Origin of the sequence: Bradyrhizobium tropiciagri (assembly GCF_018130545.1) — a bacterium.
Lineage (GTDB): Bacteria > Pseudomonadota > Alphaproteobacteria > Rhizobiales > Xanthobacteraceae > Bradyrhizobium > Bradyrhizobium tropiciagri_A.
Window position 1 is genome coordinate 42041 of record NZ_JAFCKF010000001.1, and the last position, 23176, is coordinate 65216.

Genomic DNA, 23176 nt, shown 5'->3' on the forward strand with positions numbered 1-23176 from the left:
CGCAATCCCTCGCCTGCAAAGGCGCCGGAAATGTGAAGCTTGATTTTGGCCTGATAATCGCCACCTTGCGGGTGATCTCCGCCTCTTTTGGCTCCTCTTGCCGGGTCTTTCGTTAACCCTCCATGCCCCCCAGGTTTCGAGATATCGTCGAGGAAGCCCGTCTCTCGGCGCGGGCGCTGCGCGACTATGGCGAGGGTCTATTCAACCCGACGGTGCGGCTCGGCGTCACCGGCCTGTCGCGCGCCGGCAAGACCGTGTTCATCACTGCGCTGGTGCACGGGCTGACCCGTGGCGGCCGCTTCCCGGTGTTCGAGGCGTATGCCTCGGGGCGGATCGCGCGGGCCGATCTCGCGCCGCAGCCCGACGATGCGGTGCCGCGCTTCGCCTATGAGAGCCACGTCCGCACGCTGGTCGAGGAGCGGCGCTGGCCCAATTCGACCAGCGACATCTCCGAGCTCAGGCTCGTGATCGAGTATCAGCGGCAAAATGGCGCGGACCGCAAGCTCACCCTCGACATCGTCGACTATCCCGGCGAATGGCTGCTCGACCTGCCGCTGCTCAACAAGAGCTACGAGCAATGGTCGGCGGAGAGCCTTACGCTGTCGCGCGAGCCGCTGCGCGCAAAGCTCGCGGCGCCCTGGCACGCGCATCTCGCGACGCTGAAGCCCGAGGCCAAAGCGGACGAGCAAGCCGCGCTCGCCGAGGCACGACTGTTCACCGACTATCTGCGCGCCTGCCGCGACGAGCGTTTCGCGATGAGCCTGTTGCCGCCCGGCCGCTTCCTGATGCCGGGCAATCTCGCCAACACGCCGGCGCTGACCTTTGCGCCGCTCGACGTGCCCATCGACGGCAGCGCGCCCGATGGCTCGCTATGGGCGATGATGCGGCGGCGCTACGAGGCCTACAAGGACGTCGTAGTCCGGCCGTTCTTCCGCGATCACTTCGCGCGGCTCGATCGCCAGATCGTGCTCGCCGATGCGCTTGCCGCATTCAACGCCGGCCCCGAGGCGCTGCACGATCTCGAGGCCGCGCTCGCCGGCATCCTCGACTGCTTCCGGATCGGCCGCAGCACGATCCTGAGCGCGCTGTTCCGGCCACGGATCGACCGCATCCTGTTCGCGGCGACCAAGGCCGACCATCTGCACCATCAGAGCCACGACCGCCTCGAAGCCGTGCTGCGGCGGATCGTGGCCAAAGCCGCCGAGCGTGCCGAATATGCCGGCGCCAGCATCGACGTGGTGGCGCTCGCCGCGGTGCGCGCCACGCGCGAGGCGCAGGTTCAGCGCGGCCGCGACAAGCTGCCGTCGATCCTCGGTACCCCGGCCCCCGGCGAGGTCGCCAATGGCGAGACGCTCGACGGTGAGACCGAAGTCGCGACCTTTCCCGGCGACCTGCCCGACAATCCGGAGGAGCTATTCAACGGCGGCTTCCGCGGCCTCTCCAGCTCGGACGCCGGGGCGGCCGATTATCGTTTCCTGCGCTTCCGCCCGCCGAAGCTGGAACGAAACGGCGATGCGGAGCCGGCGCTGCCTCACATCCGCCTTGACCGCGCCCTCCAGTTCCTGATCGGAGACAGACTGCAATGAACGAGAAGACGCCCCCGCGGCGGCCGGCGACGTTCAAGCTCGACGATCCCGGCGTGGTCGTGATGGATCCGGAAGAGGCCGGCCGCCTCACCCGCGGCACGATCCAGATCGTGCCCGAGGCCGAATCCGCGCAGCTTCCGGTGCCAATCGATACGCCGCTGCTGCCGGAACGTCGTGGCTTCCGCTGGGGCACGCTGTTCTGGAGCGCGGTCGCCGGCCTCGTGGTGCTCGGCACCGGGCTTGGCGTCATCAACCTCGTCGAGGATCTGTTCGCGCGCAATGAAGGCCTCGGCGTGGTCGGCCTGGGACTCGCCGTGATCGCAGCGGTGGCGCTCGCCGTCGTCACCACCCGCGAGCTGGTCGGCCTGGCGCGGCTTGCGACCATCGAGAAGTTGCATCTGCGCGCCGAGGAAGTGCTGATCAGCGACGACCGCGCCGCGAGCCGGGCTGTTGTCGCCGATTTGCTCAAGCTCGCGCACCGGACCCCGCAGCTCGCTCGCGCCCGCAGCGCGTTGCAGAGCCATACCGATGATATCATCGATGGCGCCGACATGATCCGCCTCGCCGAACGCGAGCTGATGACGCCGCTCGATGAGGAGGCGCGGCGGCTGGTGTCGTCAGCCGCGCAGCGTGTCTCGGTCGTCACAGCGGTCAGCCCGCGCGCGCTGTTCGACGTGCTGTTCGTGTTCGTGGCGTCATTGCGGATGATCCGGCAGCTGGCGCGGCTCTATGGCGGCCGGCCCGGCGCGCTCGGCATGATCCGCCTGCTGCGCCACGTCATCGCGCATCTGGCGATCACCGGCGGCATGGCCGCGAGCGACAGCCTGATCCAGCAGATGCTCGGCCACGGCATCGCGGCCAAACTCTCGCAGCGGCTCGGCGAAGGCATGCTCAACGGCCTGTTGACCGCCCGCCTCGGCCTCGCCGCGATCGACGTCACCCGCCCGCTTCCCTTTAACGCCCTGCCCCGCCCAGCCCTGACCGATCTGGCGAAAGACCTGATCCGCAAGCGCGAGGAAGAGGGATAACGGCGCAGCGTCGGCAAGGACACGTTTGCGCCGTGCCCACCATCCACGTCGTGCTCGCGACACACACAGCTGTCGTCCCTGCGAAAGCAGGGACCCATACGCCGTAGCGGATATTGTGAACGGGGCTCGCCGTTACAGCAACGCAAGATAACCAGCATCGGTGGTTATGGGTCCCTGCTTTCGCAGGGACGACATCGAGTGGGTTACGCGAGTGAGCCTGTAAGGTGGGCAAAGCCCAGCGTGCCCACCCTACGAATGAGCTTCCTCTGCAAGGGAAGGGAGAAACATCGCCAGTACGCGCCAGCGGAAGAATGTCGTGTCCGGCGACGGCGACAGATTTGGCGTCCAGCCTGAGATCTTCTCCAGCGCATAGGTGTCCATCACCATGCCGCGCCAGCTCCGGCTCACGCGCTCCAGCGGTTGCCGCACGGCCGTGGTCTCGCTCCATAGCGGCAGATTGTTCTCGGGTTCGCGTCCGACGTAGACGCCGACGTGATCGCGGATCTTGTCCATGCCGGGATCGGCAAAGCCCTGGAAGCGGCCGCGCTCATTGACCTCGATCACCGGCACCTTCCCGCGCAGCAACCAGCGCAGCATCGCATAGGTGCGGTAGTCCGTGGTCGCGACCCAGGTCGCGCCGGTGGCCTGCACCTGCGCCAGCGTGCGCGCCGCCACCACATCGTAACCCGCCTCGGTCCCGATCGGGTCGGTGCGGCCGATCAGATTCCACGGTGCGAACATGTAGTAGAGGAAGACGCAGACGACGAAGACGATGCCCGTGGAAATCGCCCTTCGCGCCCAGAACACGGTCGACTTGACCAGGGCAACCGACCAGCCCTCGAACGGCATCCGCGTGACGTTGATGGCAACCGCGGCAAAGCCGGCCGGCCACAGAAACATCGGCCAGGTGTCTCCGACCCGCAAGGTCAGCGACTTCCAGAGGAAGTAGATGAACGGCACCAGCACCGCAGTCGCCAGCAGGATCGCGATCGGCTCGCGCCTGAGATAGCCGCGCCATGCCGTCAGCGCCGTGCCGAACAGCGTCACCGGCAGCAGCACGAAGCCGACCAGGCCGAACTGCATGCCGATGAATTCGCCGAGGGTGCGAAACGTCAGATCGCGCTCGGCGGTGGCGCGCACCGCTTGAAAGCGGAACGAGGCCCAGTCGTGCTCGGCGTTCCAGATCAGCACCGGCGAGAACACGATGATCGCGATCAGTGCGGCGAGATAGGGGTACGGACTGCGCAGCCAGCGCCAGCGCCAGTCCGGCACCAGCGCGAAGGCCAGCACCGCCGGCGCGAACATGATCGCGGTGAATTTCGATAGCAGCGCCAGTCCGGCGAACAGCCCCGCGGCGAGCCACCAGCGCCCATCATTGCTCTGCGCAAGTCGCACCAGCGACCACAGCATGGCCGCCGAAAATGGGATCAGCGCCGTGTCGGGCGCGACCTTGGCCATTAACAACCCGTAATAAAGCGCGGCCTCCGGCAGCAGCAGCGCCAGCATCACGGCGCGGACATTGTTCGACGTGACACGGCGGACGATGTCGGCGAGCAGCAGCTGGGTCGCCAGCATCGCCACGATGCCGCCGAGCCGGACACCGAGATTGGTGTCGCCGAGAACTGCGGTACCAAAGCGGATGAACCAGGCGACCATCGGGGGATGGTCGAGAAAGGACAGCACGTTCTCCTTCGACCAGGTCCAGTAATAGGCCTCGTCGGTGCGCAGATCGAGCGCATAAGCATAGACCAGCCGCATCGCGGTCATGGCAACGATCACGGCGATGACGCCGCGCCAGTCCGGCGCGCGCGTGCGGGCCGGCTTAACGCGGATGTTATCGGGAGGGGCTATCGTCACGGCGCGCTTTTTGTTCGACTCTTAACGGAGTGTCAACGTGCTGCAGTGCCCGCTCATGCGGCCGTCCGGACCCGTGACGGTGTTCAGCCCGGGAATTAAGCACTAGACTTGCCGATCATGAATCACATGGCCTCCCCCTCGCGCGAGCACCTCCAGGACATGGCCCGCGGCGTCGGCCTACGGCAGGTCCGGCTGGTCACGGGGGCGATCATGTTCGCCTACCTGATCAGTCATTTCCTCAACCACGCGCTCGGCAATATTTCGACCGAGGCGATGGCGATCGGGGTCCACTACCACACCGAGTTCTGGCAGTTCCTGCCGGTCGCGATCGTGTTCTACACCGCCTGCCTGGTGCACACCGCGCTCGGCATCTGGGCGCTTTTTCAGCGCCGCGAGTTCCACTGGAAGGCAATCGAGCCGCTGCAGCTCACGCTCGGCCTCAGCGTCCCGATGCTGATCGTCGCGCATGTCGTCGGGGTGCGGCTCGGCCAGACCCTGTACGGGCACGAAAAGCTCTACCCTCAGGAGCTGTACACCTTCTTTATCTCCTCGCCGAACCGGCTGTGGGTGATGCTGGCGGTGCTGGTGATCGCCTGGGTGCACGGCTGCATCGGCCTGTATTTCTGGCTACGGCTGCGTGCGTTCTTCCAGCGCGCCGCGCCGTTCCTGCTCGCGACGGCTGTGCTGATCCCGACCTTGGCGATGCTCGGCGTCTATCAGGCCGGCCGCGCCACGATGGCGGACTATCAGGATCCCGACTGGCGGCGCGAGGAGCTGTCGGTGCAGAAGCTCGGCACGGCCGCCCAGGGGGCCATGCTCGAGAACATCACCGATGGGCTGTCGATCGGCTATCTCGGCCTGCTCGGCCTCGTGCTGCTCGCACGCGGCGCCCGTATGCTGCTGGAGCGCCGCGGCGGCATGATCGCGCTGTCCTATGGCAACGGCCGCACGCTGCGGGTACCGAAGGGGCTGAGCGTGCTGGAAGCGAGCCTGCGCTACAACGTGCCGCATGCCAGCGTCTGCGGCGGCAGGGCGCGCTGCTCGACCTGCCGCATCCGCATCATCGGCGATCACGCCACCCTGCCCGAGCCTTCGCCGCGCGAGGCCTTCGTGCTGCACCGGGTCGGCACCGACGATCCGTCGATCCGGCTCGCCTGCCAGCTGCGCCCGACCGGCGACCTGACCTTCTTCCAGCTGTTCCTGCCGAGCACGATGTCGGCGAACGCCCACGCCACCAATCCGACACGGGTTGGTCAGGAGCGTTATCTCGTCAGCATGTTCGTCGACATGCGCGGCTCGACCCAGCTTGCCGAGAAGCGGCTGCCGTTCGACACCGTGTTCATCGTCAACCGCTTCCTCGGCGCGGTGTCGCAGGCGGTGCTGGAAGCCGGCGGGCGGCCGAACCAGTTCATCGGCGACGGCATGCTGGCGCTGTTCGGGCTCTCTACCGAGCGGCAGGAGGCCTGCCGCCAGGCCCTGCGCGCGGCGGCGCTGATCGCCGCCAATATCGACGAGCTGAACCAGTTCCTCAGCCACGATCTGCGCGAGCCGATCCGCTTCGGCATCGGCATCCATGGCGGCGAGGTGATCGTCGGCGATATCGGCTATCGCGACCACATGGTGTTCACCGCGCTCGGCGATGCCGTCAACGTCGCGGCGCGGCTGCAGGACATGACCAAGGCGCTGGCCTGCGAGGCGGTGATCTCCGACGAAGTGCGCGTCACCGCGGGCCTCGCCGACGACGCCCTGCCGGCACAGGAGGTCGCGATCCGCGGCCGCAACGAGCCGATGACCGTGCGCACGGTCGAGACGACGCGCGTGCTGTCCACGCTGGTCGACGACCGCCGCGCCGTCGCGGCCTGACCGGAATCCCCACCCACTGCGAGTGTGACCTTCCGCACATCCGAACGCGCGTTCAGCAGCGATGCTCGAACGCGTCCCATGCCGGATGCGACTGACTGGCGATGGGTAACACTGCAACCGCGCCGCGACAGAGTTCAACGCGCATCTGAAGGAGACGACCATGCTTCGCAAAGTCACGCTCGCTCTCGCAACCGCCGCAACGCTCGCTGCCACCGCGCTGGCGCCGACCGCAGCCTCCGCCAAGCCGTTCTTCTGGCATCCGTACCATCATCACTTCTGGGGTGGCCCGGGCATCTCCGTCGGCTTCGTCGACTCAGGCTGCTACGTCACCCGCCTGGTGCTGACGCCCTACGGCTATCGCTATCGCACCGTGAACGTCTGCTACTGATCGACCCGACCACCCGGAATCAAAATGCCCCGGTCGCCTGATGCGATCGGGGCTTTCGTTATTGCGATGCAAAGCTGCAAAGCGCTGCGAAAGCTCAATTGACTCGCAATTGTCAGGTGCGACATTTGTCGCCGCGCGCAGTCCATGATGCGAAGGCGCGCAAGGCAATCCGGGCCTGGTGATGACCAGCCCGGCACAGAACAGCTTCGGAGGAAGCGGAATGCTCGATCGACGAGACTTGATGAAGCGCGCCGGGTTGGCCGCGCTGGCGGCGGGGCTGGGATCAAAGGGCGCATTCGCCCTCGACACGGTGACGCTGCCGTTCGGTAATGGTGAACGGCCGCTGGTGCGCTACCCGCAGAAGCGCCCGATGATCGGCCTGACCAGCCGGCCGCCGCAGCTGGAAACGCCGTTTGCGATCTTCAACGACGGCCCGCTGACGCCGAACAACGCGTTCTTCGTCCGCTACCACCTCGCTGGCATCCCCTACGACCTCGATCCGGACAAGTTCACGCTTGAAATCAAGGGCAAGGTCGACAAGCCGCTGAAGCTGTCGCTGAAGGATATCCGCAAGCTGAAGGCCACCGAGCTCGTCGCCGTCAACCAGTGCTCAGGCAACAGCCGCGGCTTCTTCAATCCGCGCGTCGCCGGCGGCCAGCTCGCCAACGGTGCTATGGGCTGCGCGCGCTGGCACGGCGTGCCGCTGAAGACCGTGCTCGACATGGCCGGCGTGCAGGCCGGCGCCAAGCAGGTCACCTTCAACGGCATGGACGGACCTGTGATGGAGACGACGCCCGACTTCGTGAAGGCGCTCGACATCGACCACGCGCGTGACGGCGAGGTGATGCTGGCCTGGGGCATGAACGGCGAAGATCTGCCATTCCTCAACGGCTTCCCGCTCCGCCTCGTGGTGCCCGGCTATTACGGCACCTATTGGGTGAAGCACCTCAACGAGATCACCGTGATCGACAATGTGTTCGAGGGCTTCTGGATGAAGTCTGCCTACCGGATCCCGGACACGCCGAACAACGCGGTCGAGCCCGGCACCGCACCGAAGGCGACGATCCCGATCAACCGCTTCACGGTGCGCTCGTTCATCACCAGCATTGCCGACGGCGCCAAGGTCAAGGCCGGCCGCACCATGCTGCGCGGCATCGCCTTCGACGGCGGCAAGGGCATCAAGGAGGTCGCGGTCTCGATCGACGGCGGCAAGAGCTGGACACCGGCCAAGCTCGGCAAGGACCTCGGCAAATACGCATTCCGCGAATGGAAGCTGCCGGTGAAGCTCGCGGCGGGCTCATACGATCTGAAGGTGCGCGCCACCAACAATGCCGGCGACACCCAGCCGATGGATCCGTTGTGGAATCCGGCCGGCTATCTGCGCAACGTCGTCGAAACCGTGCGCGTCACCGCGGCGTAAGGAGAAGCATCATGACCAGCAAGCTGCTTCTCCCCTTCGCCGCGATCGCCGTGCTGTCGATCGGGGCCGCGATCGCCGCGCCCGTCAACTACACGCTTCCCGAGGAAACCGCGGCGTTCAAGCCGGGTCCCAACCTCGAGGTGGTGCAGAGCAACTGCACGGGCTGCCACTCGGCCGACTACATCAAGACGCAGCCGCAGGGCGAGAAGTTCAAGAAGGATTTCTGGCAAGCCGAGGTGACCAAGATGATCAAGGTCTACGGCGCGCCGATCGATCAGGCCGACGTCGGCAAGATCGTCGAGTATCTCTCCGCGACCTATTGAGAGGCGGTCGATCGATCCCCCCGCGCAGCGGCCGATGCGCCCGCGCGGGGGCATCTTGGCCATTCAGGTTTAGTGGAACCGATCTTTTTGCAGCGCATCAATTGACCATGAAACAGGCAATCCGGCACCACCCCCCCGCAAAGCGGGTTGTTTCCGGGCAAAAACACACCGTGGTTTGATCTACCCAGCTTTTTTCAAACTGCTATCCTGTGCGGTACGGACAAGCCGGTTTGTGCGGGGACCGACTGGTCTGTTTTCGATTGATTCCGCGGAGACGACTGGAATGCCCAAAGGTACAGTGAAGTGGTTCAACCCGACCAAAGGCTATGGATTCATCCAGCCCGCATCGGGCGGCAAGGACATTTTCGTGCATATTTCAGCAGTTCAGAAGGCCGGCCTTCAGAGCCTCAACGAAGGCCAGTCCGTTGAATACGAAGAAATTGCAAATCGCGGCAAGACGTCAGCCGAAAACCTCAAGGTCTAGCGCGTCAGCGCCAGATCCCGCGGCGCACTCTCGGACGCGAGCCGGGAGTGAGAGCCGATCCAAAACATACGCATGACGTTCGGCGGAGCGGGCACGATGCCCGCGCGCCACGGCGTTGAACTTTTCTCAGCAGCGATCGATCGCGCGCTGTTGCTCACTCTCTCCTTTGCGGAAAGCAGCGCGCCCCTGAGCTGCCAGCTCACAGGCAGGTGCCGCCCTGGCCGCTGCCGCACGGCACCCGCTTCGACAGCTCCTGGATTTTCCGATTCGACTCGGCCTGCGCAAGCACGTCGAACACGCTCGACGGCGCGAGCTGGGTGGCTTTGCGGAAATCCTCGGTCGCCTTGTCCGCGTGGTTGAGCGCCTCGTGCGCCTTGGCGCGGGCGAACAAGCCCTCCACGGTCTCCTTCTGCGCAATCGCCCGATCGAGATCCGCGACCGCCCTGTCGTAGTTGCGCAGCGCCGACCAGGTGATGCCGCGCAGCGTCAGCGCGGCCTGATAATCGGGCCGCGTGCTCAGGATCAGATTGAGATCCTTCATCGCATCATCCGGCTTCTTCAGCCCAAGATAGGCGCGCGCGCGCAGCACATGCGCGAAGGGATCGTTGGGCGCCCTGGCGACGATCTGGTCGAAGGCGGCGACGGCGCGGTCATACTGCGCCGAGGTCAGCATCGCGAGCGCGCGGCCGAGTTGCGCCGTCGGATTGTTGGGACTTCGCTCCAGCACGCCATTGATATCGACCAGTCCCTCGTCGGCGCGGCCCTTGAGCATCAGCGCAAGTCCACGCCACGATTTGGCGATCAGATTGGTCGGCACCAGCGCCAGGGCCTGATCGAAATCCAACAGCGCCTTGTCGAGCTGGTTGAGACCGAAATAGGCGAGCCCGCGCTCGGTGTAGCCCAATGTCTCCTTGGGATTGAGCGAGATCGAATGATCGTAATCGGCGAGCGCGTCCTGCACCTTGCCGGTGCTGGCCTTGACGAGGCCTCGCGCCAGGTAAGCCAGCGAATTGTTCTGCTCGAGCGTGATGGCGCGGCTGGCGTCGGCGGAGGCATCGTCGAACTGCCGCAAGCCTGCGGCATTGAGCGCGCGGAAGGCGAGCAGCTGCGGGTCGTTCGGCTTCAGCTTGAGCAGATCGTTGAGGTCGTTGCGCGCCTCCGACAGCCGGCTGAGCCGTGAATAGGCCATCGCGCGCAGCCGCAGCGCCGCCTCGTTGCGCGGATCGCCGCTGAGCACCTGGCTGAGATTGCTGATGGCGCCGGTGAAATTGCCCTGCGCGATGAACTGCTTTGCCTGCTCGATCTGCTGATTGCTCGAGGCCGCGGACGGCTGCGCCGGCGCGGCCGGAGCCGGCGCCGACGGCGATTGCGGAGCCGCGCCGGCCTTCGCCAGCTCGGCCTGCATCGCGAGCGCCTGCTGGCGCTGCTGCTGGATCTCCTTGTTGTCGGGAACAACCTTCAACAGCCAATCGAAGTCGCCAATGGCGCGGACGTAGTCGCCCTTGGCGCTGTAGAGCTGGGCGCGGGCGAAATAGGCGTTGCGCTCGGTCTGCGGCGCCTGCGCGATCGCGCGCGAGAAATCCTCGATCGCGTGATCGATGTCGCCCTTGCGCCGGTAGGCCTGGCCGCGCCAGTAGAACGCGTTCGGCGTGCTCGCGTTGACGGCAATCGCGGTGTTGGCGTCGGCCAGCGCCGCATCGGGCTGCCCCGATTCGACATAGGCCCGTGCCCGTCCGACATGGGCTGCGGGCAGATCCTGCCGCAGCGTGATCGCCTGGTCGTAGTCCGAGATCGCGTCGCTCCAGGCGTGCTGATCGGCGCGCAGATTGCCGCGCGCGAGGAAGCCGAACGGGTTCTTCGGCTCGAGCTCGATCGCACGATCGAAATCGGCGCGGGCCTGATCCGCTTTGCCCTTGCGCTGCTGCACATAGCCGCGCGCGATCAGCGCCGAAATGAATTGCGGGTTCAGCTGCAGCGCGGCCTCGGCATCGCCCAAGGCCTGATCGAACTTGTTGCGGGCGATATAGAACCGCGCGCGGCCCGCGAAAGCCTTGGTGCGATCCTCCGTGGACCGCGCGGCATCGCCGATGATGGCCGAGCATGCCGCCTCCGCCTTGTCCGTCGGCGCCCCGCTGCAATCCTCGACGTCACCCGCGCGCGCCGGGCCGGCAAGCGCGGGCCACAGCAGCAGCGCAAGCACCAGCAACGATTGGAAACGAACACCACAGGTCGCAGCAGCGGTGCGGGTCGGACGCAAATGCATATCGTAGCCTCGGGTTGACCGAATGCTGCTCGTCTTACCGCGTCACTTGGCTCGAAAGGTGATGGGCGCAGAACGCATTGTCGAACCTTGGGGGTTCGGTTCCAGCGCCGATGACGCGATAACTATCCCTACAATCAACGGGAGTGGAACACCATGGAACACGCGCCGCAATGCTCAGCCGTTCAATCTTCCGTCACCCATTTGGCAACGGTCATGACGTCAGGCGGTTGCAGATAGCCGCGGGGCCAGAGATCGACGGCCCATTCCACCTTGGTGGCGCGCTCGACCAGCACGGCGGTGTTGTGCGGCGTCTGCATAAACTGGAAGCCGCGATAGTGGGGATCGCCGACGTCGTGGAACTTGAACAGATTCCATGACTGCATCACCAGCATCAGGCTGGTCGTGTTGCGCGTCGTGTCCCAGCAATCGAAATTGTGCTTGTCGTCATTGGCGCGGAAGTCCGCTTTCGCCACGCGCTTGTCGGTGCCGAGGATCGGCCCCATGCGGCGGTCGAACCAGATCACGGCCTTTTGCACGGCGGCGCGTTCGGCGGCGGCGTTGGCGCGGCCCGTGGCCATGATCCTGCTCAGGGCGGCCCTGTCGGCTGCGTTGAAGTCGAGCATCTCGCGGCGCCGGCAGACGAAGCCGTAGCACACGGTCATCGTCGAGGCCGACGGCGGATAGATCGAGACCGAGGTATAAAGCTGCATGATGCCGGAGCTGAACTCGGCCGCGCGGGCCGGCGCCGCTGACGGCAGCGCGAGCATGAGAACGGCAAGCGCACCGGTGAACCCGGCCCGCTTCATTCGTATCGGCTGATCGGCGTCTTTCATGAACCACTGCCCTACCCTGCAAGACAGGATTATCGCGGGTGCGCCGCGATGCCAATACATCCGGCGCATGGCTGTGGATCACATCGAACAGCCGTCAACCGACCGGCAGCGGCGCATCGCGCTTGACTTCCTCCATCACCGCGTAAGTTCGCGTCTCGCGCACGCCCGGCAGCGCCAGCAGCGTCTCGCCGAGGAAACGGCGATAGGCGGTCATGTTGGCGACGCGGGCCTTGACCAGATAGTCGAAGCCGCCGGCCACCATGTGACACTCCAGCACTTCCGGCGCGGTCTGGACCGCCTTGGCGAAGCGCTCGAACACGTCGGGGGTGGTCTTGTCGAGCAGCACCTCGACAAACACCAACAAGCCGAGCCCAAGCCGATGCGGGTTGAGCCGCGCGCCATAGCCCTCGACGAAGCCGTCGCGCTGCAGCCGCTTCAGCCGTTCACCGACCGAGGTCGGCGACAGGCCGATCCTTTCCGCCAACTCCACATTGGCAATCCGTCCATCCCCTTGCAGGATCGAGAGGATTTTGCGGTCCGTCTTGTCAATATCCATCATATCCACGGCAATATCAGAAATGATCCTTATTTTCTAAGGCAAATCTGCTAATTTGTCTATCGAACTACGGTCCGTAGGCGCGTAGGAGTTCCCACAAGCCAGCAAGGAACCGCCATGCCAGACCCGTCCCCGCTCCCGCCGTCGTTCAGCCCGCCCTACGCCCCCGACGACGGCACCATGGCCGGCCGGCTGCGCCAGGACGCCAGGCTCGGCGCGGAGGTGGAGGCCCGCATCGACCGCACCGCGACCCGCCTGATCGAGGCGATCCGGGCCAACGACGATCCGCTCGGCGGGGTCGAGGACATGCTGCGGGAGTTCGCGCTGTCGACCAAGGAGGGGCTGGCGCTGATGGTGCTGGCGGAGGCGCTGCTGCGGGTGCCCGACGCGCGCACCGCCGACCAGTTCATCGAGGACAAGCTCGGCCAAGGCGACTTCGTCAACCACGAGACCAAGTCCAGCGCGTTCCTGGTCAACGCCTCGGCCTGGGCGCTCGGCATGTCGGCGCGCGTGATCCAGCCCGGCGAGACGCCGCAGGGAACGATAGGTCGGCTGACCAAGCGGCTCGGCGCGCCGGCGGTGCGCGCCGCGACCCGGCAGGCGATGCGGCTGATGGGCAGCCATTTCGTGCTCGGCGAGACCATCGAGGCGGCGCTGTCGCGGGCGCAATCGCACACCGCGCGCGGCTCACGCTATTCATTCGACATGCTCGGCGAAGGCGCGCGCACGGCCGACGACGCCCGCCGCTATTTCGAATCCTACGCCCGCGCGATCGATGCGATCGGCAAGGCGGCCGGCGATCAGGCCCTGCCCGACCGGCCCGGCATCTCGGTGAAACTCTCCGCGCTGCATCCGCGCTTCGAGGCGGTCAGCCACGCGCGGGTGATGAGCGAGCTGGTGCCGCAGCTGATCGATCTGGCACGCCGCGCCAAGGCGTTCGATCTCAATTTCACTGTCGATGCCGAGGAAGCCGACCGGCTGGAGCTGTCGCTTGACGTGATCGCAGCTGCCTTCGCCGACCCGTCGCTTGCCGGCTGGAGCGGCTTTGGCCTTGCGATCCAGGCCTATCAGAAGCGCGCCACTGAGGTGATCGACTACATCGATGCACTGACGCGCGCGCTCGACCGAAGGATGATGGTGCGCCTCGTCAAGGGCGCCTATTGGGACACCGAGATCAAGCGCGCGCAGGAGCGCGGGCTCGATGGCTATCCAGTGTTCACCCGCAAGGCGATGACCGACCTGAACTACATTGCCTGCGCGCGCAAGCTCTTGGAATTGCGGCCGCGGCTGTTTCCGCAATTCGCCACCCACAACGCGCTGACGGTGGCGACCATCCTCGAACTGTCGGATGATCCCGCAAGTTTCGAATTCCAGCGGCTGCACGGCATGGGCGAGGCGCTCTACGCCCAGCTCGGCGAGGACAGGCCTGACATCGCCCACCGCACCTATGCGCCGGTCGGGAGCCACCGCGACCTGCTCGCCTATCTGGTGCGGCGCCTGCTCGAGAACGGCGCCAACTCGTCCTTCGTGGCGCTGGCCGCGGACAATCGCGTGTCAATTGTGGACCTGTTGCGCCGCCCGGCCGAGATCATCGGTAGTGACAACAATGGGGCGCATTCCGGAATTCCGCTGCCGGCCGATCTCTATCGGCCGCAGCGCGAGAATTCGCACGGCATCGAGTTCGGCGAACGGAAGGCGCTGGGCGCGCTGACCTCGGCGATCGCGGCCGAGCGCAAGGCTGCACCCAACACGGTCACCGCGTCGACAACCGAGCAGGCGAATGGGGTGGTCGCGGCGGCACGCGGTGGCTTCAAGGCCTGGAACGCCACGCCGGCCACGCAACGTGCGGCGATCCTGGACAAGGCCGCCGATCTGCTCGAGCAGCGCCGCGCCCATTTCCTGGCCCTGCTGCAGAGCGAGGGCGGCAAGACGCTCGACGATGCGTTGTCGGAGGTACGCGAGGCAATCGACTTCTGCCGCTACTATGCCGCGCTCGGCCAACAGCTGTTCGGCAAGGGCGAGACGATGCCGGGGCCAACCGGCGAGAGCAACGTGCTGGAGCTGCACGGACGCGGCGCCTTCGTGGCGATCTCGCCGTGGAATTTCCCGCTCGCGATCTTCCTCGGCCAGGTGACAGCGGCGCTGATGGCCGGCAATGCGGTGATCGCCAAGCCGGCCGAGCAGACCCCACGCATCGCAGCCGAGGCCATCAACCTGCTGCATCAGGCCGGCGTGCCGCCATCGGCGTTGCATCTGGTCCAGGGCGACGGCGCTGCCGGCGCCGCGCTGGTTGGCCATTCCGCCATCGCAGGCGTTGTCTTCACCGGCTCGACGGAGGTGGCGCGCTCGATCAACCGGACGCTCGCCGCCAAGGATGGCCCGATCGTGCCGCTGATCGCCGAGACCGGCGGCATCAACGCGATGATCGTCGACGCCACCGCGCTGCCCGAACAGGTCGCCGACGATGTCGTGACCTCGGCATTCCGCTCCGCCGGCCAGCGCTGCTCGGCGCTGCGGCTGTTGTTCGTGCAGGACGACGTCGCCGACCGCATGATCGAGATGATCGCCGGCGCCGCACGCGAGCTGAAGATCGGCGATCCCTCCGAGACGTCAACGCATATCGGACCGGTGATCGATACCGAGGCCAAGCAGCGGCTGGATGCACATATCGCGCGGATGAAACAGCAAGCGCGGGTGCATCTCGCCGGCGACGCGCCGGCAGGCAATTTCGTCGCGCCGCACATCTTCGAACTGTCGGCGGCGAGCCAGTTGCGTGAGGAGGTGTTCGGCCCGATCCTGCATGTCGTGCGCTACCGCGCGGAGCGGCTCGGCGACGTGCTGACCGCGATCGAGGCCACCGGCTTTGGATTGACGCTCGGCATCCATTCGCGCATCGACGACACCATCGAGCACGTGATCGACCGCCTCCAGGTCGGCAACATCTATGTCAACCGCAACATGATTGGCGCTGTTGTCGGGGTGCAGCCGTTCGGCGGCAGCGGCCTCTCCGGCACCGGCCCCAAGGCCGGCGGTCCGCATTACCTCACGCGCTTCGCAACCGAGCAGACGATCACGATCAACACCGCGGCTGCGGGCGGCAACGCAGCATTGATGGCGGGGGTGGAGTAAGCCAGGTTTCGTAGGGTGGGCAAAGGCGCGTTCGCGCCGTGCCCACCATCCCATGCAGCGCTCGTGATGGTGGGCACGCTTGCGCTTTGCCCACCCTACGAATTTGCGCCGCATCGCCCCGCAACGGCTTGGGTTGCATCGTGCCCCCGAGATGGGTCAAATGGCGGTCCGATCGGGATCATCGCACACGATAATTCCAGCTACCGGAAAAACACCAACAAGCGCCACGGGAGCGACGGCACGATGGAAAAAGGCATTTTTGACGGGCTCAAGGTCCTGGACTGCGCGAGCTTCATCGCGGCGCCCGCGGCCGCCACCGTGCTGTCCGACTTCGGCGCCGACGTCATCAAGATCGAGCCGCCGGGAGCCGGCGATCCCTATCGCAACCTGCCCAATCTGCCCGGCTATCCCGCCAGCGAGCACAATTTCGCGTGGATGCTCGAGGCCCGCAACAAGAAGAGCCTCGCGCTCGATCTCACCAAGCCCGAGGCACGCGAGGTGCTCTACAAGCTGGTCGCCGAGGCCGACGTGTTCATCACCAACATGCCGCCGCAGGTCCGCGAAAAGCTCGGCATCACCCATGACCATCTCGGCCATCTCAACGACCGGCTGATCTACGCCTCCTTCACCGGCTATGGCGAGAAGGGCGAAGAGGCCAACAAGCCCGGCTTCGACTCCAACGCCTATTGGGCCCGCTCCGGCCTGATGGATCTGGTGCGCGCCGACGAGGACACCACGCCTGCCCGCTCGGTCGCCGGCATGGGTGACCACCCCTGCGCAATGGCGTTCTACGGCGCAATCGTCACCGCGCTGTTCCAGCGCGAGAGGACCGGCAAGGGCTCGCACGTCTCGACCAATCTGATGGCCAACGGCGTCTGGGCCAATGGCGTGCTGGCGCAGGCCAAGCTCGCCGGCGCCAAGTTCAAGAAGCGCAAGCCGCGCGAAGAAGCGCTCAACGCCGTCACCAACCACTACAAGTGCAAAGACGGGCGCTGGCTGATCCTGTCGCTGCTCAATGAAGACCGGCAATGGCCGACCCTGGCGCGCTGCATGGGCCGCGAGGATCTCGTCGCCGACGCCCGCTTCGCCACCAAGGCGGACCGCCATGCGCGCTCGGTCGAACTGATCAAGATCTTCGACGAGGTGTTCGCCAGCAAGGATCTCGCCGAATGGCGCAAGATCCTCGACGGCAATGGCCTGGTGTTCGGCGTCGTCGGCATCCTCGACGACATCCCGAACGACAAGCAAATGATCGAGAACGAGGTGCTGGTGCGTTTCGAGAACGACACCATGCTGACCGTCAACAGCCCGATCTTCATCGACGGCACGAAGAAGGTGCAGCCGCGCAAGCCGCCCGAGGTCGGCGAGCATTCCGACGAGATTCTGCGCCAGGCCGGCTACGACGAAGCCACGATCCAGAAGCTGCGCGCGTCCGGCGCGGTGGCGTAGCTGATCGACCGCCGTCGTGAGTAGCCCGGATGGAGCGAAGCGAAATCCGGGATCAACGTTTCATCCAGGCCCAGACGATGGCCACAAAGATGATGCCGATGATGACTGCGAGCCCGATCGCCCAGCTGCTGACGCGGACGGCACTGCTCGCCTGACGCTCGGCCTCGTTGGCCGCAATCTCGCGGTCGCGCTGCTTGTTGTCCTCGGAAGCACTCATCGGGCCGGTCTCCGGTCAAGAGCTGTCAGGTCCTGGGCAAGCTCGACTGTAGCATCAATTAATGACGCGGGAACGCTTCGGTTCCGGTCGGGAGACTACCGCCCCTTCACGAAGCACATGCCCATGCGCGAGGTTTTCCCGGCAACCTGACAGGCGAGGCCCTCGGCGCAGGTCCAGCCGCGGAAACTGCGATCGGTCTCAGCTGGCTTACTGCCCGGCAGATAGCAATGCGCGCCCCAGCCGTCGCTGTATTCGGTGCCGGCAAGCTCGGCGCCGGCGCGCAGTTGCGGCCGGTTGGAGAAGCCGCGCGAAAAATCCGGCGTCTTGCCGTCGCGGAAACTTGAGAGGATATCGCGACGACGAGGCTGATCGCCGAAGAAATGCGGCGAGGCCGGCACCACGGTGGAGTTCGACGGCTTTGCCGCCATCCAGTCGACGCCGGGAAAATGGAAGCCGCCGATGCCGCGGGTCTGGTGGCAGCCGGCGCAGGTGACGTCGTTGAGACGCCGCTCGAAGCCGGCCAACGACTGGATGTTCTGCAGCTTCGTCCCGTCAGCGGCGGCCTTCTTCAAGGCGCCGACGACGTCATCTCCCGCGAACACCGCAGTGCCGGCGGCCCCCTCGCCCTGCACCATCCCGAACTCAGGCTCCAGCTCGCTGACATCAAAGCCGGTCGGCGTCGGCGCGACCGCAGAGGTCGCGAGGAAGCGATCGGGGATCAGCAAAGTGCCGCGATCGAGCTCGGCAAAATGCCCGGGATCGAGCAGCCACGCCTTGAAGTCGCGCTTCAGCGCCGCGTCGGCCAGAATGCGGTCGCGGTCGATCTGGTTTTCCAGCGGCGCCTCGGTAAAGCGTTTCGCCGCGCCGTCATAGTCGAACACTTTCAGCAGATAGTCGGTGCGGAAGTCGCGCGCCGCGGATTTCGGCGCGTGGGCGATCTGCAGATTGGTCTCGATGCGATCGATATTGCGGGCATCGATCAGTTCGAGCGGACCGTCCCTGCCGAACAGCTTCTCCATCGCAGGCTGAGTGCTCCCGGTTGCCAGCCAGCGCCGTGCGATCTCGCGGCAGGAGAGCGATGCGTCGTTGCCGTCGCCCTTCGCCTTCAGCACCAGGTTCAGCGTCATCGGCAGCCGCTGCGAGACCGCGTTCTCGCCGATCAGCGCCACGTCGGTGCGGGTCAGCCGATAGATCAGCCGGATCTCGCCGCAATCCTTCGGCGCCACATAGGCGCGGTCCATGCGGTTGACGATGCCGGCCAGCACGAAGCGAACATCGGGCGATTCAAGCAGCGCGCGGTCGAACAGCTGAAACGCAAAGCCCTCGCCGACGCCGATGCTCTCGTTCGGCAGGCTTGCCTTGTGCTTTGCGACATAGCGATCGAATTCACGGTCGAGCGCCTCGCGCACCGGCACCAACGCAGACAAGGCGAACAGCTCGCGATTGGACAGCGGCGTATCGGCGGAGCGCTCCGGCGCGAGCATCCGGCCGAGACTGAATTTGCTGTGATCGAGTTCGCGCAGGATCGCGGGATCGATCACCGCCGCGCCGCGCTCGAGCGCGCGATCCTCGGCGGCACGTACCGGCACGGCACCGCAGAGCAGGATGAACATCAGCAGGAGGCATTTCAGCGCGGGGCTCATGCCCCCACTAACACCGCGCGGCAAATCCTATTCAAGAAAAAAGGCGCTTCACATCGCGGTGAAGCGCCTTGTTGTCGTCGTGTTTCGGCGATCAACGCGAAACGATCAGGCCCTTGCTGGTGACGACCACCCAACGGCCGTCCTGCTTGCGGATGGCATCGACGCGGCCGAGACCCGGGACGGGATCGCCGGCATAGACCTCATATATGCCGCCGCGGCCCTCGATCAGCGCGCCGCCATTGCCGACGTCGCGCAGCGCCCAGCCGTCAACCACCGGCAGGCGGCCAATTTCAGGCTTGGGGGCGGCCGGCGCAGCCGCGGCAGTCGCCGGCGGAATCGAACCCGTGACCTCGCGGGCGGGCGTGACAGCGGCCACGGTCGTCTGCGGGGCGCGCAGCTTCTCCACGGTTTCGCTGAGCTTGTTGAGCTTGGCGATCGGCTCGGCCTGGGCCTTCTCGACCTTCTCGATCCGGTCGCTGGCTTTGCTGAACTGGGCCTGGCCGGCCTTGGCGGTCTGCTCGACGTTGGCCTTCAGGGCGGCGAGCTCGGATTCGATCCGGGCGAGCGCGGCGTCGGCCGCTTCCTTGGCAGCAGCGTCCCTGGCAGCCACATCCCTGACGGAGGCAGCGGCGGGGGCGGCGAGATGGCCGAGGCCCGCAGTCGCCAGCGCGCCACCGATGGCGCCGGCCACCGTCGCCAGCGCAATCACCGCGGCCATCGCCCCGAAGCGGCGGGTGCCGGCCGGCTTGCCTGCGGTCTTGGCGGCCTGCTCGGCGCCCGGCCTGGAGGCGCTCGCCTCATCATCCCAGGTCCGGTCACCGGGCGCCATGATCATCAGCTTGCCGGGGAAACGCGGCTCTTCGCGCTTGCCGGTCTCGACCTCAGGCACTTCCATCTTGGTCGGCTCGATCTTGCCGCCAATCCTGGCGTCGATCTTCGCCTCGATCGCGGGATCAAGCCGGGACGGCTCGACCTTCGGGGCTTCAACCTTCGACGCGTCGATCCTGGGCGCATCGATCCTGGGCGCGTCGGCCTTCGGTGAGGTCTCTTCCTGCTCGGGCGCGAGCCGCGGAGCCTCGACACCGGCCACGGCCATCACGGGCTCGCTCTTCGCCGCCGTTTCGGCGCCGGTTTGACCGCTGACCGGCTCGCTCTGCTGCTCACTCACGTTCAAAGTCTCCAGACTGGGTTGAGAATTCGGTAACTTTTATTGCTTGCGAAATGGTTACCCCGCTCCGCCATTACCTAAATTTTAGGGAGTTTTCCGGGCCGGATTTGGGCGATGCGGCGCTGCGGCAATCTGCGTCAGCTCCGTTTGCGCGCGGCGCTTTCCCGATTAACATACCGCCATCTTCCAGCCAGAAGGCAGGGGAGCGCCATGACGATCGAGAAATGCATCAATGAATTTGGTGTCGATGACGTCATTTTTGAGGAAGGCTCGACCGGCCGCGAGCTGTTCGTCGTGCTCGACGGCCAGGTCGACATCGCCAAGATCGATGGCGGAAACAAGACGGTTATCGTCAGCCTCGGCAAGGGCGAGTTCTTCGGCGAGATGGCCGTGATCGACGGCTCGGCGCGCTCGGCGACCGCGATCGCCTCCGCGCCTGCGACGCGGGTGATGCGGATCAACCACGCCCGCTTCGTCTATCTGGTCAGCCAGCAGCCGGCCTTCGCGCTGATGGTGATGGATGCGCTCTCGAAACGCCTGCGTGCCTCCAACGCCGTCACTTACCGAACCGCAGGCGCACCATGAGCGACCGCAAGCCGAGCCCGTTCAAGACGCTGTTCGACGCCGACGTCGCGACACTGATCCAGGCCGCCGACGACGTCTACCAGATCCGCTTCAAGAACCGTGCTGCGAACGCCTATCTGGTGCGCGGCAGCAAGCGAACCATCATGATCGACGTCGGACTGTCGAGCAATTATGCGTCGCTGGTCGCCTGTCTCAACCATCTCGGGGTGACGCCCGAGATGATCGACATGGTGGTGCTGAGCCACGAGCATCTCGATCACATCGGCGCGGCCTATCATTTCCACGGCTCGGCCTATATCGCCGCGCACCGGCTCGCCGCCAACAAGATCATGCTCCGCGACGACTTCTCGATGCTGCGCAAGATGTTCAACGAACCGAACGTGCCGATCGACGTCGACATCTGGCTCGAGGAAGGCAATCTGATCGACCTCGGCAATTTCCGCCTCAACGTGATGTACACGCCGGGACATACCTCGGCCTGCATCTCGCTGTTCGACCAGGACAAGGGCCTGTTGTTCGCCGCCGACACGCTGATGCCCGGCGGCGTGATGGGCGGCGTGTTCGGCTCCGGCTCGATCGCCGACTACATCCAGTCGCTGGAGCGGATCAAGGGGCTCGATTCGAAGATCCTGCTGTCGGGCCATGGCCGGCTCTCCGACACGCCGCAGGACGACGTGAGGATCGCGCTGCAACGCTCGCATGCTTTGCTCGAGGACACCGCGCAGCTGTTCGATGCACTCGATGCGCGCTCCAATTTCGAGCCGATCATGCAATCGGTGCGCGACCTCAACAAGCTCGACGATTGAGCCTCGGCCCCAATCGAAGCCGCCCGTTGTGACTTGCCATGGCTTTGCACTAGGATCGGCTCGCAACGATAAGAATTATGGACGCGGCGATGCAAGCCGTTGCCGACAGCGGGGAGACGAAGCGAATGCAGGCTGACACGATGGCGCAGATGCGCCGCCGGGTGGTGATCTCCTCCACGATCGGCAATGCGCTGGAATGGTTCGACTTCACGGTTTTCGGCCTGTTCGCCGGCATCCTGAGCAAGCTGTTCTTTCCCGCGGACAATCCGCATTCCTCGCTGCTGCTGACCTTCGCGACATTCGGGATCGCCTTTGCAGCCCGGCCGCTGGGCGGCCTGGTGTTCGGGCTCTATTCCGACAAGCACGGCCGCAAGAAGGCGCTGGTCGTGATGATATCGCTGATGGCTGCCGGCACCGGCCTGCTCGGCCTCCTGCCGACCTATGGCGCGATCGGAATCGCGGCGCCGCTGTTGCTGCTGCTGGCACGGCTGATCCAGGGCTTTTCCGCCGGTGGCGAGTTCGGCAGCGCCAGCGCGATGCTGATCGAGTTCGCGCCGCCTGGCCGGCGCGGCTTCTACGGTTCGTTCCAGATGGTGTCGCAATCGCTGGCGTTCGGCCTCGGTGCCGCGATGGCGATCGGCCTCAATCTCGGCCTGTCGGCGGACGCCTTCGCGAGCTGGGGTTGGCGCGTGCCGTTCATCCTCGGCATTTTGATCGGGCCGACCGGATGGTACCTGCGCCAAAGGTGCGACGAGTCGCCCGAATTCAAGGCGTATCTCGCCGAGAAGGCCGCGACGGCGCAGCCGGGCAGGCAAACCACGCTCGGCCAGTTGTTCTCCGAACATCCGCGCGAGTTGATTGCCTCGTTCTGCCTGATCGCGGCCGGTACGGCGATCAACTATGTCAATGCGATCTTTCTGCCGACCTATGCTGTCGCCGAGCTGAAGCTGCCGATCCTGAATGCGCAGCTCGGCCTGCTCGTCGTCAGTCTCGTCAATGCGGCGGTTGCGGTGGCCTGCGGCGCCCTCTCCGACCGGATCGGTCGCCGCGCGGTCCTGGTTCCGGCGCTGATCATCTACAGCTTGCTGTTCTATGTGATCTTGCAGCGGCTCGTCGCCGCGCCGACCACGGCGAACCTCTGGCAATTGCAGATCGTCGCGGTTCTGCTCGGTGTCCTGGCCGGACCGATGCCGGCCTTCATGACCGAGATATTTCCCGTCGGCGTGCGCTCGACCGGAGCATCGCTGATGTACAATCTCGCCGTGATGCTGTTCGGCGGGCTGGCACCGTTCATCAACACCTGGCTGGTCCAGGTCACGGGCGACAAGGCTGCTCCGGTCTACTATATCCTCTTCGCCGCAGCGGTGGGCCTCGTGGGTCTGTCGGTCTATCGCGGGCGACCGTCCGTGCCGGGAATAGCAACTCAACCGGCGCAATGATCTCCGTCGGCAGGAGACCCATGCGGTCGGCGCGCAATCGGTACGACGACTGAAGCCCAGGCTTGCGCGACCGTGCATGCAACCCTGCATTTGACAAATCCGTGTGCGGCCTGTTCAACAACGGCAACAACACTGAAAC

19 protein-coding genes are annotated in these 23176 nt (G+C 65.6%); 12 read left to right on the plus strand and 7 right to left on the minus strand.

All coding sequences use genetic code 11. The features are described from left to right. The first annotated feature begins 122 nt into the window (after positions 1 to 122). A complete protein-coding gene (locus JQ616_RS00230; RefSeq protein ID WP_212011353.1) occupies positions 123 to 1586 on the plus strand; it encodes a YcjX family protein in 1464 nt (487 codons plus the stop codon). Continuing rightward, positions 1583 to 2614, plus strand: coding sequence for a YcjF family protein (locus JQ616_RS00235; RefSeq protein WP_212011354.1), 1032 nt, complete (start codon positions 1583 to 1585; stop codon positions 2612 to 2614). The genes JQ616_RS00230 and JQ616_RS00235 overlap by 4 nt, the downstream gene beginning before the upstream one ends. 249 nt (positions 2615 to 2863) lie before the next feature. On the opposite strand, the gene JQ616_RS00240 is transcribed toward JQ616_RS00235, so the two are convergent. Next, a complete protein-coding gene (locus JQ616_RS00240) occupies positions 2864 to 4381 on the minus strand; it encodes a glycosyltransferase family 39 protein (RefSeq protein WP_212013053.1) in 1518 nt (505 codons plus the stop codon). 216 nt (positions 4382 to 4597) lie between these two features. On the opposite strand from JQ616_RS00240, the gene JQ616_RS00245 reads away from it, so the two are divergent. The 5 genes from JQ616_RS00245 (at position 4598) to JQ616_RS00265 (ending at position 8949) form a co-directional block, all read left to right on the plus strand. After that, complete coding sequence (locus JQ616_RS00245; protein WP_212011355.1) at positions 4598 to 6334, plus strand: adenylate/guanylate cyclase domain-containing protein; 1737 nt, start codon at positions 4598 to 4600, stop codon at positions 6332 to 6334. A 160-nt stretch (positions 6335 to 6494) separates the two neighbouring features. Beyond that, the gene (locus tag JQ616_RS00250) at positions 6495 to 6722 is read left to right on the plus strand and encodes a hypothetical protein (RefSeq protein WP_212011357.1); all 228 of its coding nucleotides are present in this window, start codon (positions 6495 to 6497) and stop codon (positions 6720 to 6722) included. A gap of 220 nt (positions 6723 to 6942) precedes the next feature. Continuing rightward, positions 6943 to 8142: a molybdopterin-dependent oxidoreductase gene (locus JQ616_RS00255; protein ID WP_212011359.1), complete on the plus strand. Its 1200-nt coding sequence runs from the start codon at positions 6943 to 6945 to the stop codon at positions 8140 to 8142. A gap of 11 nt (positions 8143 to 8153) precedes the next feature. Next, positions 8154 to 8465, plus strand: a complete 312-nt coding sequence (locus JQ616_RS00260) for a c-type cytochrome (protein WP_212011361.1) — start codon at positions 8154 to 8156, stop codon at positions 8463 to 8465. 283 nt (positions 8466 to 8748) lie between these two features. Further along, positions 8749 to 8949 carry a cold-shock protein gene (locus tag JQ616_RS00265; protein WP_163149424.1) on the plus strand — a complete coding sequence of 67 codons (201 nt, stop codon included), beginning with the start codon at positions 8749 to 8751 and terminating at the stop codon, positions 8947 to 8949. A 199-nt stretch (positions 8950 to 9148) separates the two neighbouring features. Here the strand turns inward: JQ616_RS00265 and JQ616_RS00270 are convergent, their stop codons facing one another. The 3 genes from JQ616_RS00270 to JQ616_RS00280 form a co-directional block, all read right to left on the minus strand. Continuing rightward, positions 9149 to 11212, minus strand: coding sequence for a tetratricopeptide repeat protein (locus JQ616_RS00270; RefSeq protein WP_212011363.1), 2064 nt, complete (start codon positions 11210 to 11212; stop codon positions 9149 to 9151). 182 nt (positions 11213 to 11394) lie between these two features. Continuing rightward, the gene (locus tag JQ616_RS00275) at positions 11395 to 12018 is read right to left on the minus strand and encodes a hypothetical protein (protein ID WP_212013054.1); all 624 of its coding nucleotides are present in this window, start codon (positions 12016 to 12018) and stop codon (positions 11395 to 11397) included. A 121-nt stretch (positions 12019 to 12139) separates the two neighbouring features. Then, the gene (locus tag JQ616_RS00280; RefSeq protein WP_212013056.1) at positions 12140 to 12601 is read right to left on the minus strand and encodes an Lrp/AsnC ligand binding domain-containing protein; all 462 of its coding nucleotides are present in this window, start codon (positions 12599 to 12601) and stop codon (positions 12140 to 12142) included. Between the two features lie 117 nt (positions 12602 to 12718). Here JQ616_RS00280 and putA point away from each other — a divergent pair, with 117 nt between their 5' ends. Next, positions 12719 to 15730, plus strand: a complete 3012-nt coding sequence (putA, locus tag JQ616_RS00285) for a bifunctional proline dehydrogenase/L-glutamate gamma-semialdehyde dehydrogenase PutA (protein ID WP_212011364.1) — start codon at positions 12719 to 12721, stop codon at positions 15728 to 15730. A gap of 243 nt (positions 15731 to 15973) precedes the next feature. Continuing rightward, a complete protein-coding gene (locus tag JQ616_RS00290; protein WP_212011366.1) occupies positions 15974 to 17179 on the plus strand; it encodes a CaiB/BaiF CoA transferase family protein in 1206 nt (401 codons plus the stop codon). A 52-nt stretch (positions 17180 to 17231) separates the two neighbouring features. Here the strand turns inward: JQ616_RS00290 and JQ616_RS00295 are convergent, their stop codons facing one another. From JQ616_RS00295 to JQ616_RS00305, 3 genes are all read right to left on the minus strand, one after another. Then, entirely contained in the window at positions 17232 to 17396 is a 165-nt protein-coding gene (locus JQ616_RS00295) for a hypothetical protein (protein WP_212011367.1), read from the minus strand. A gap of 95 nt (positions 17397 to 17491) precedes the next feature. Continuing rightward, positions 17492 to 19039, minus strand: coding sequence for a hypothetical protein (locus tag JQ616_RS00300; protein ID WP_212011368.1), 1548 nt, complete (start codon positions 19037 to 19039; stop codon positions 17492 to 17494). 91 nt (positions 19040 to 19130) lie between these two features. Next, positions 19131 to 20213, minus strand: coding sequence for a hypothetical protein (locus JQ616_RS00305; protein ID WP_212011369.1), 1083 nt, complete (start codon positions 20211 to 20213; stop codon positions 19131 to 19133). Between the two features lie 204 nt (positions 20214 to 20417). On the opposite strand from JQ616_RS00305, the gene JQ616_RS00310 reads away from it, so the two are divergent. From JQ616_RS00310 to JQ616_RS00320, 3 genes are all read left to right on the plus strand, one after another. Next, positions 20418 to 20792 carry a Crp/Fnr family transcriptional regulator gene (locus JQ616_RS00310; protein ID WP_212011370.1) on the plus strand — a complete coding sequence of 125 codons (375 nt, stop codon included), beginning with the start codon at positions 20418 to 20420 and terminating at the stop codon, positions 20790 to 20792. After that, entirely contained in the window at positions 20789 to 21598 is an 810-nt protein-coding gene (locus JQ616_RS00315) for an MBL fold metallo-hydrolase (RefSeq protein ID WP_212011371.1), read from the plus strand. The genes JQ616_RS00310 and JQ616_RS00315 overlap by 4 nt, the downstream gene beginning before the upstream one ends. A 125-nt stretch (positions 21599 to 21723) precedes the next feature. Continuing rightward, positions 21724 to 23037, plus strand: a complete 1314-nt coding sequence (locus JQ616_RS00320) for an MFS transporter (RefSeq protein ID WP_249136301.1) — start codon at positions 21724 to 21726, stop codon at positions 23035 to 23037. The last annotated feature ends 139 nt before the right edge of the window (positions 23038 to 23176 follow it).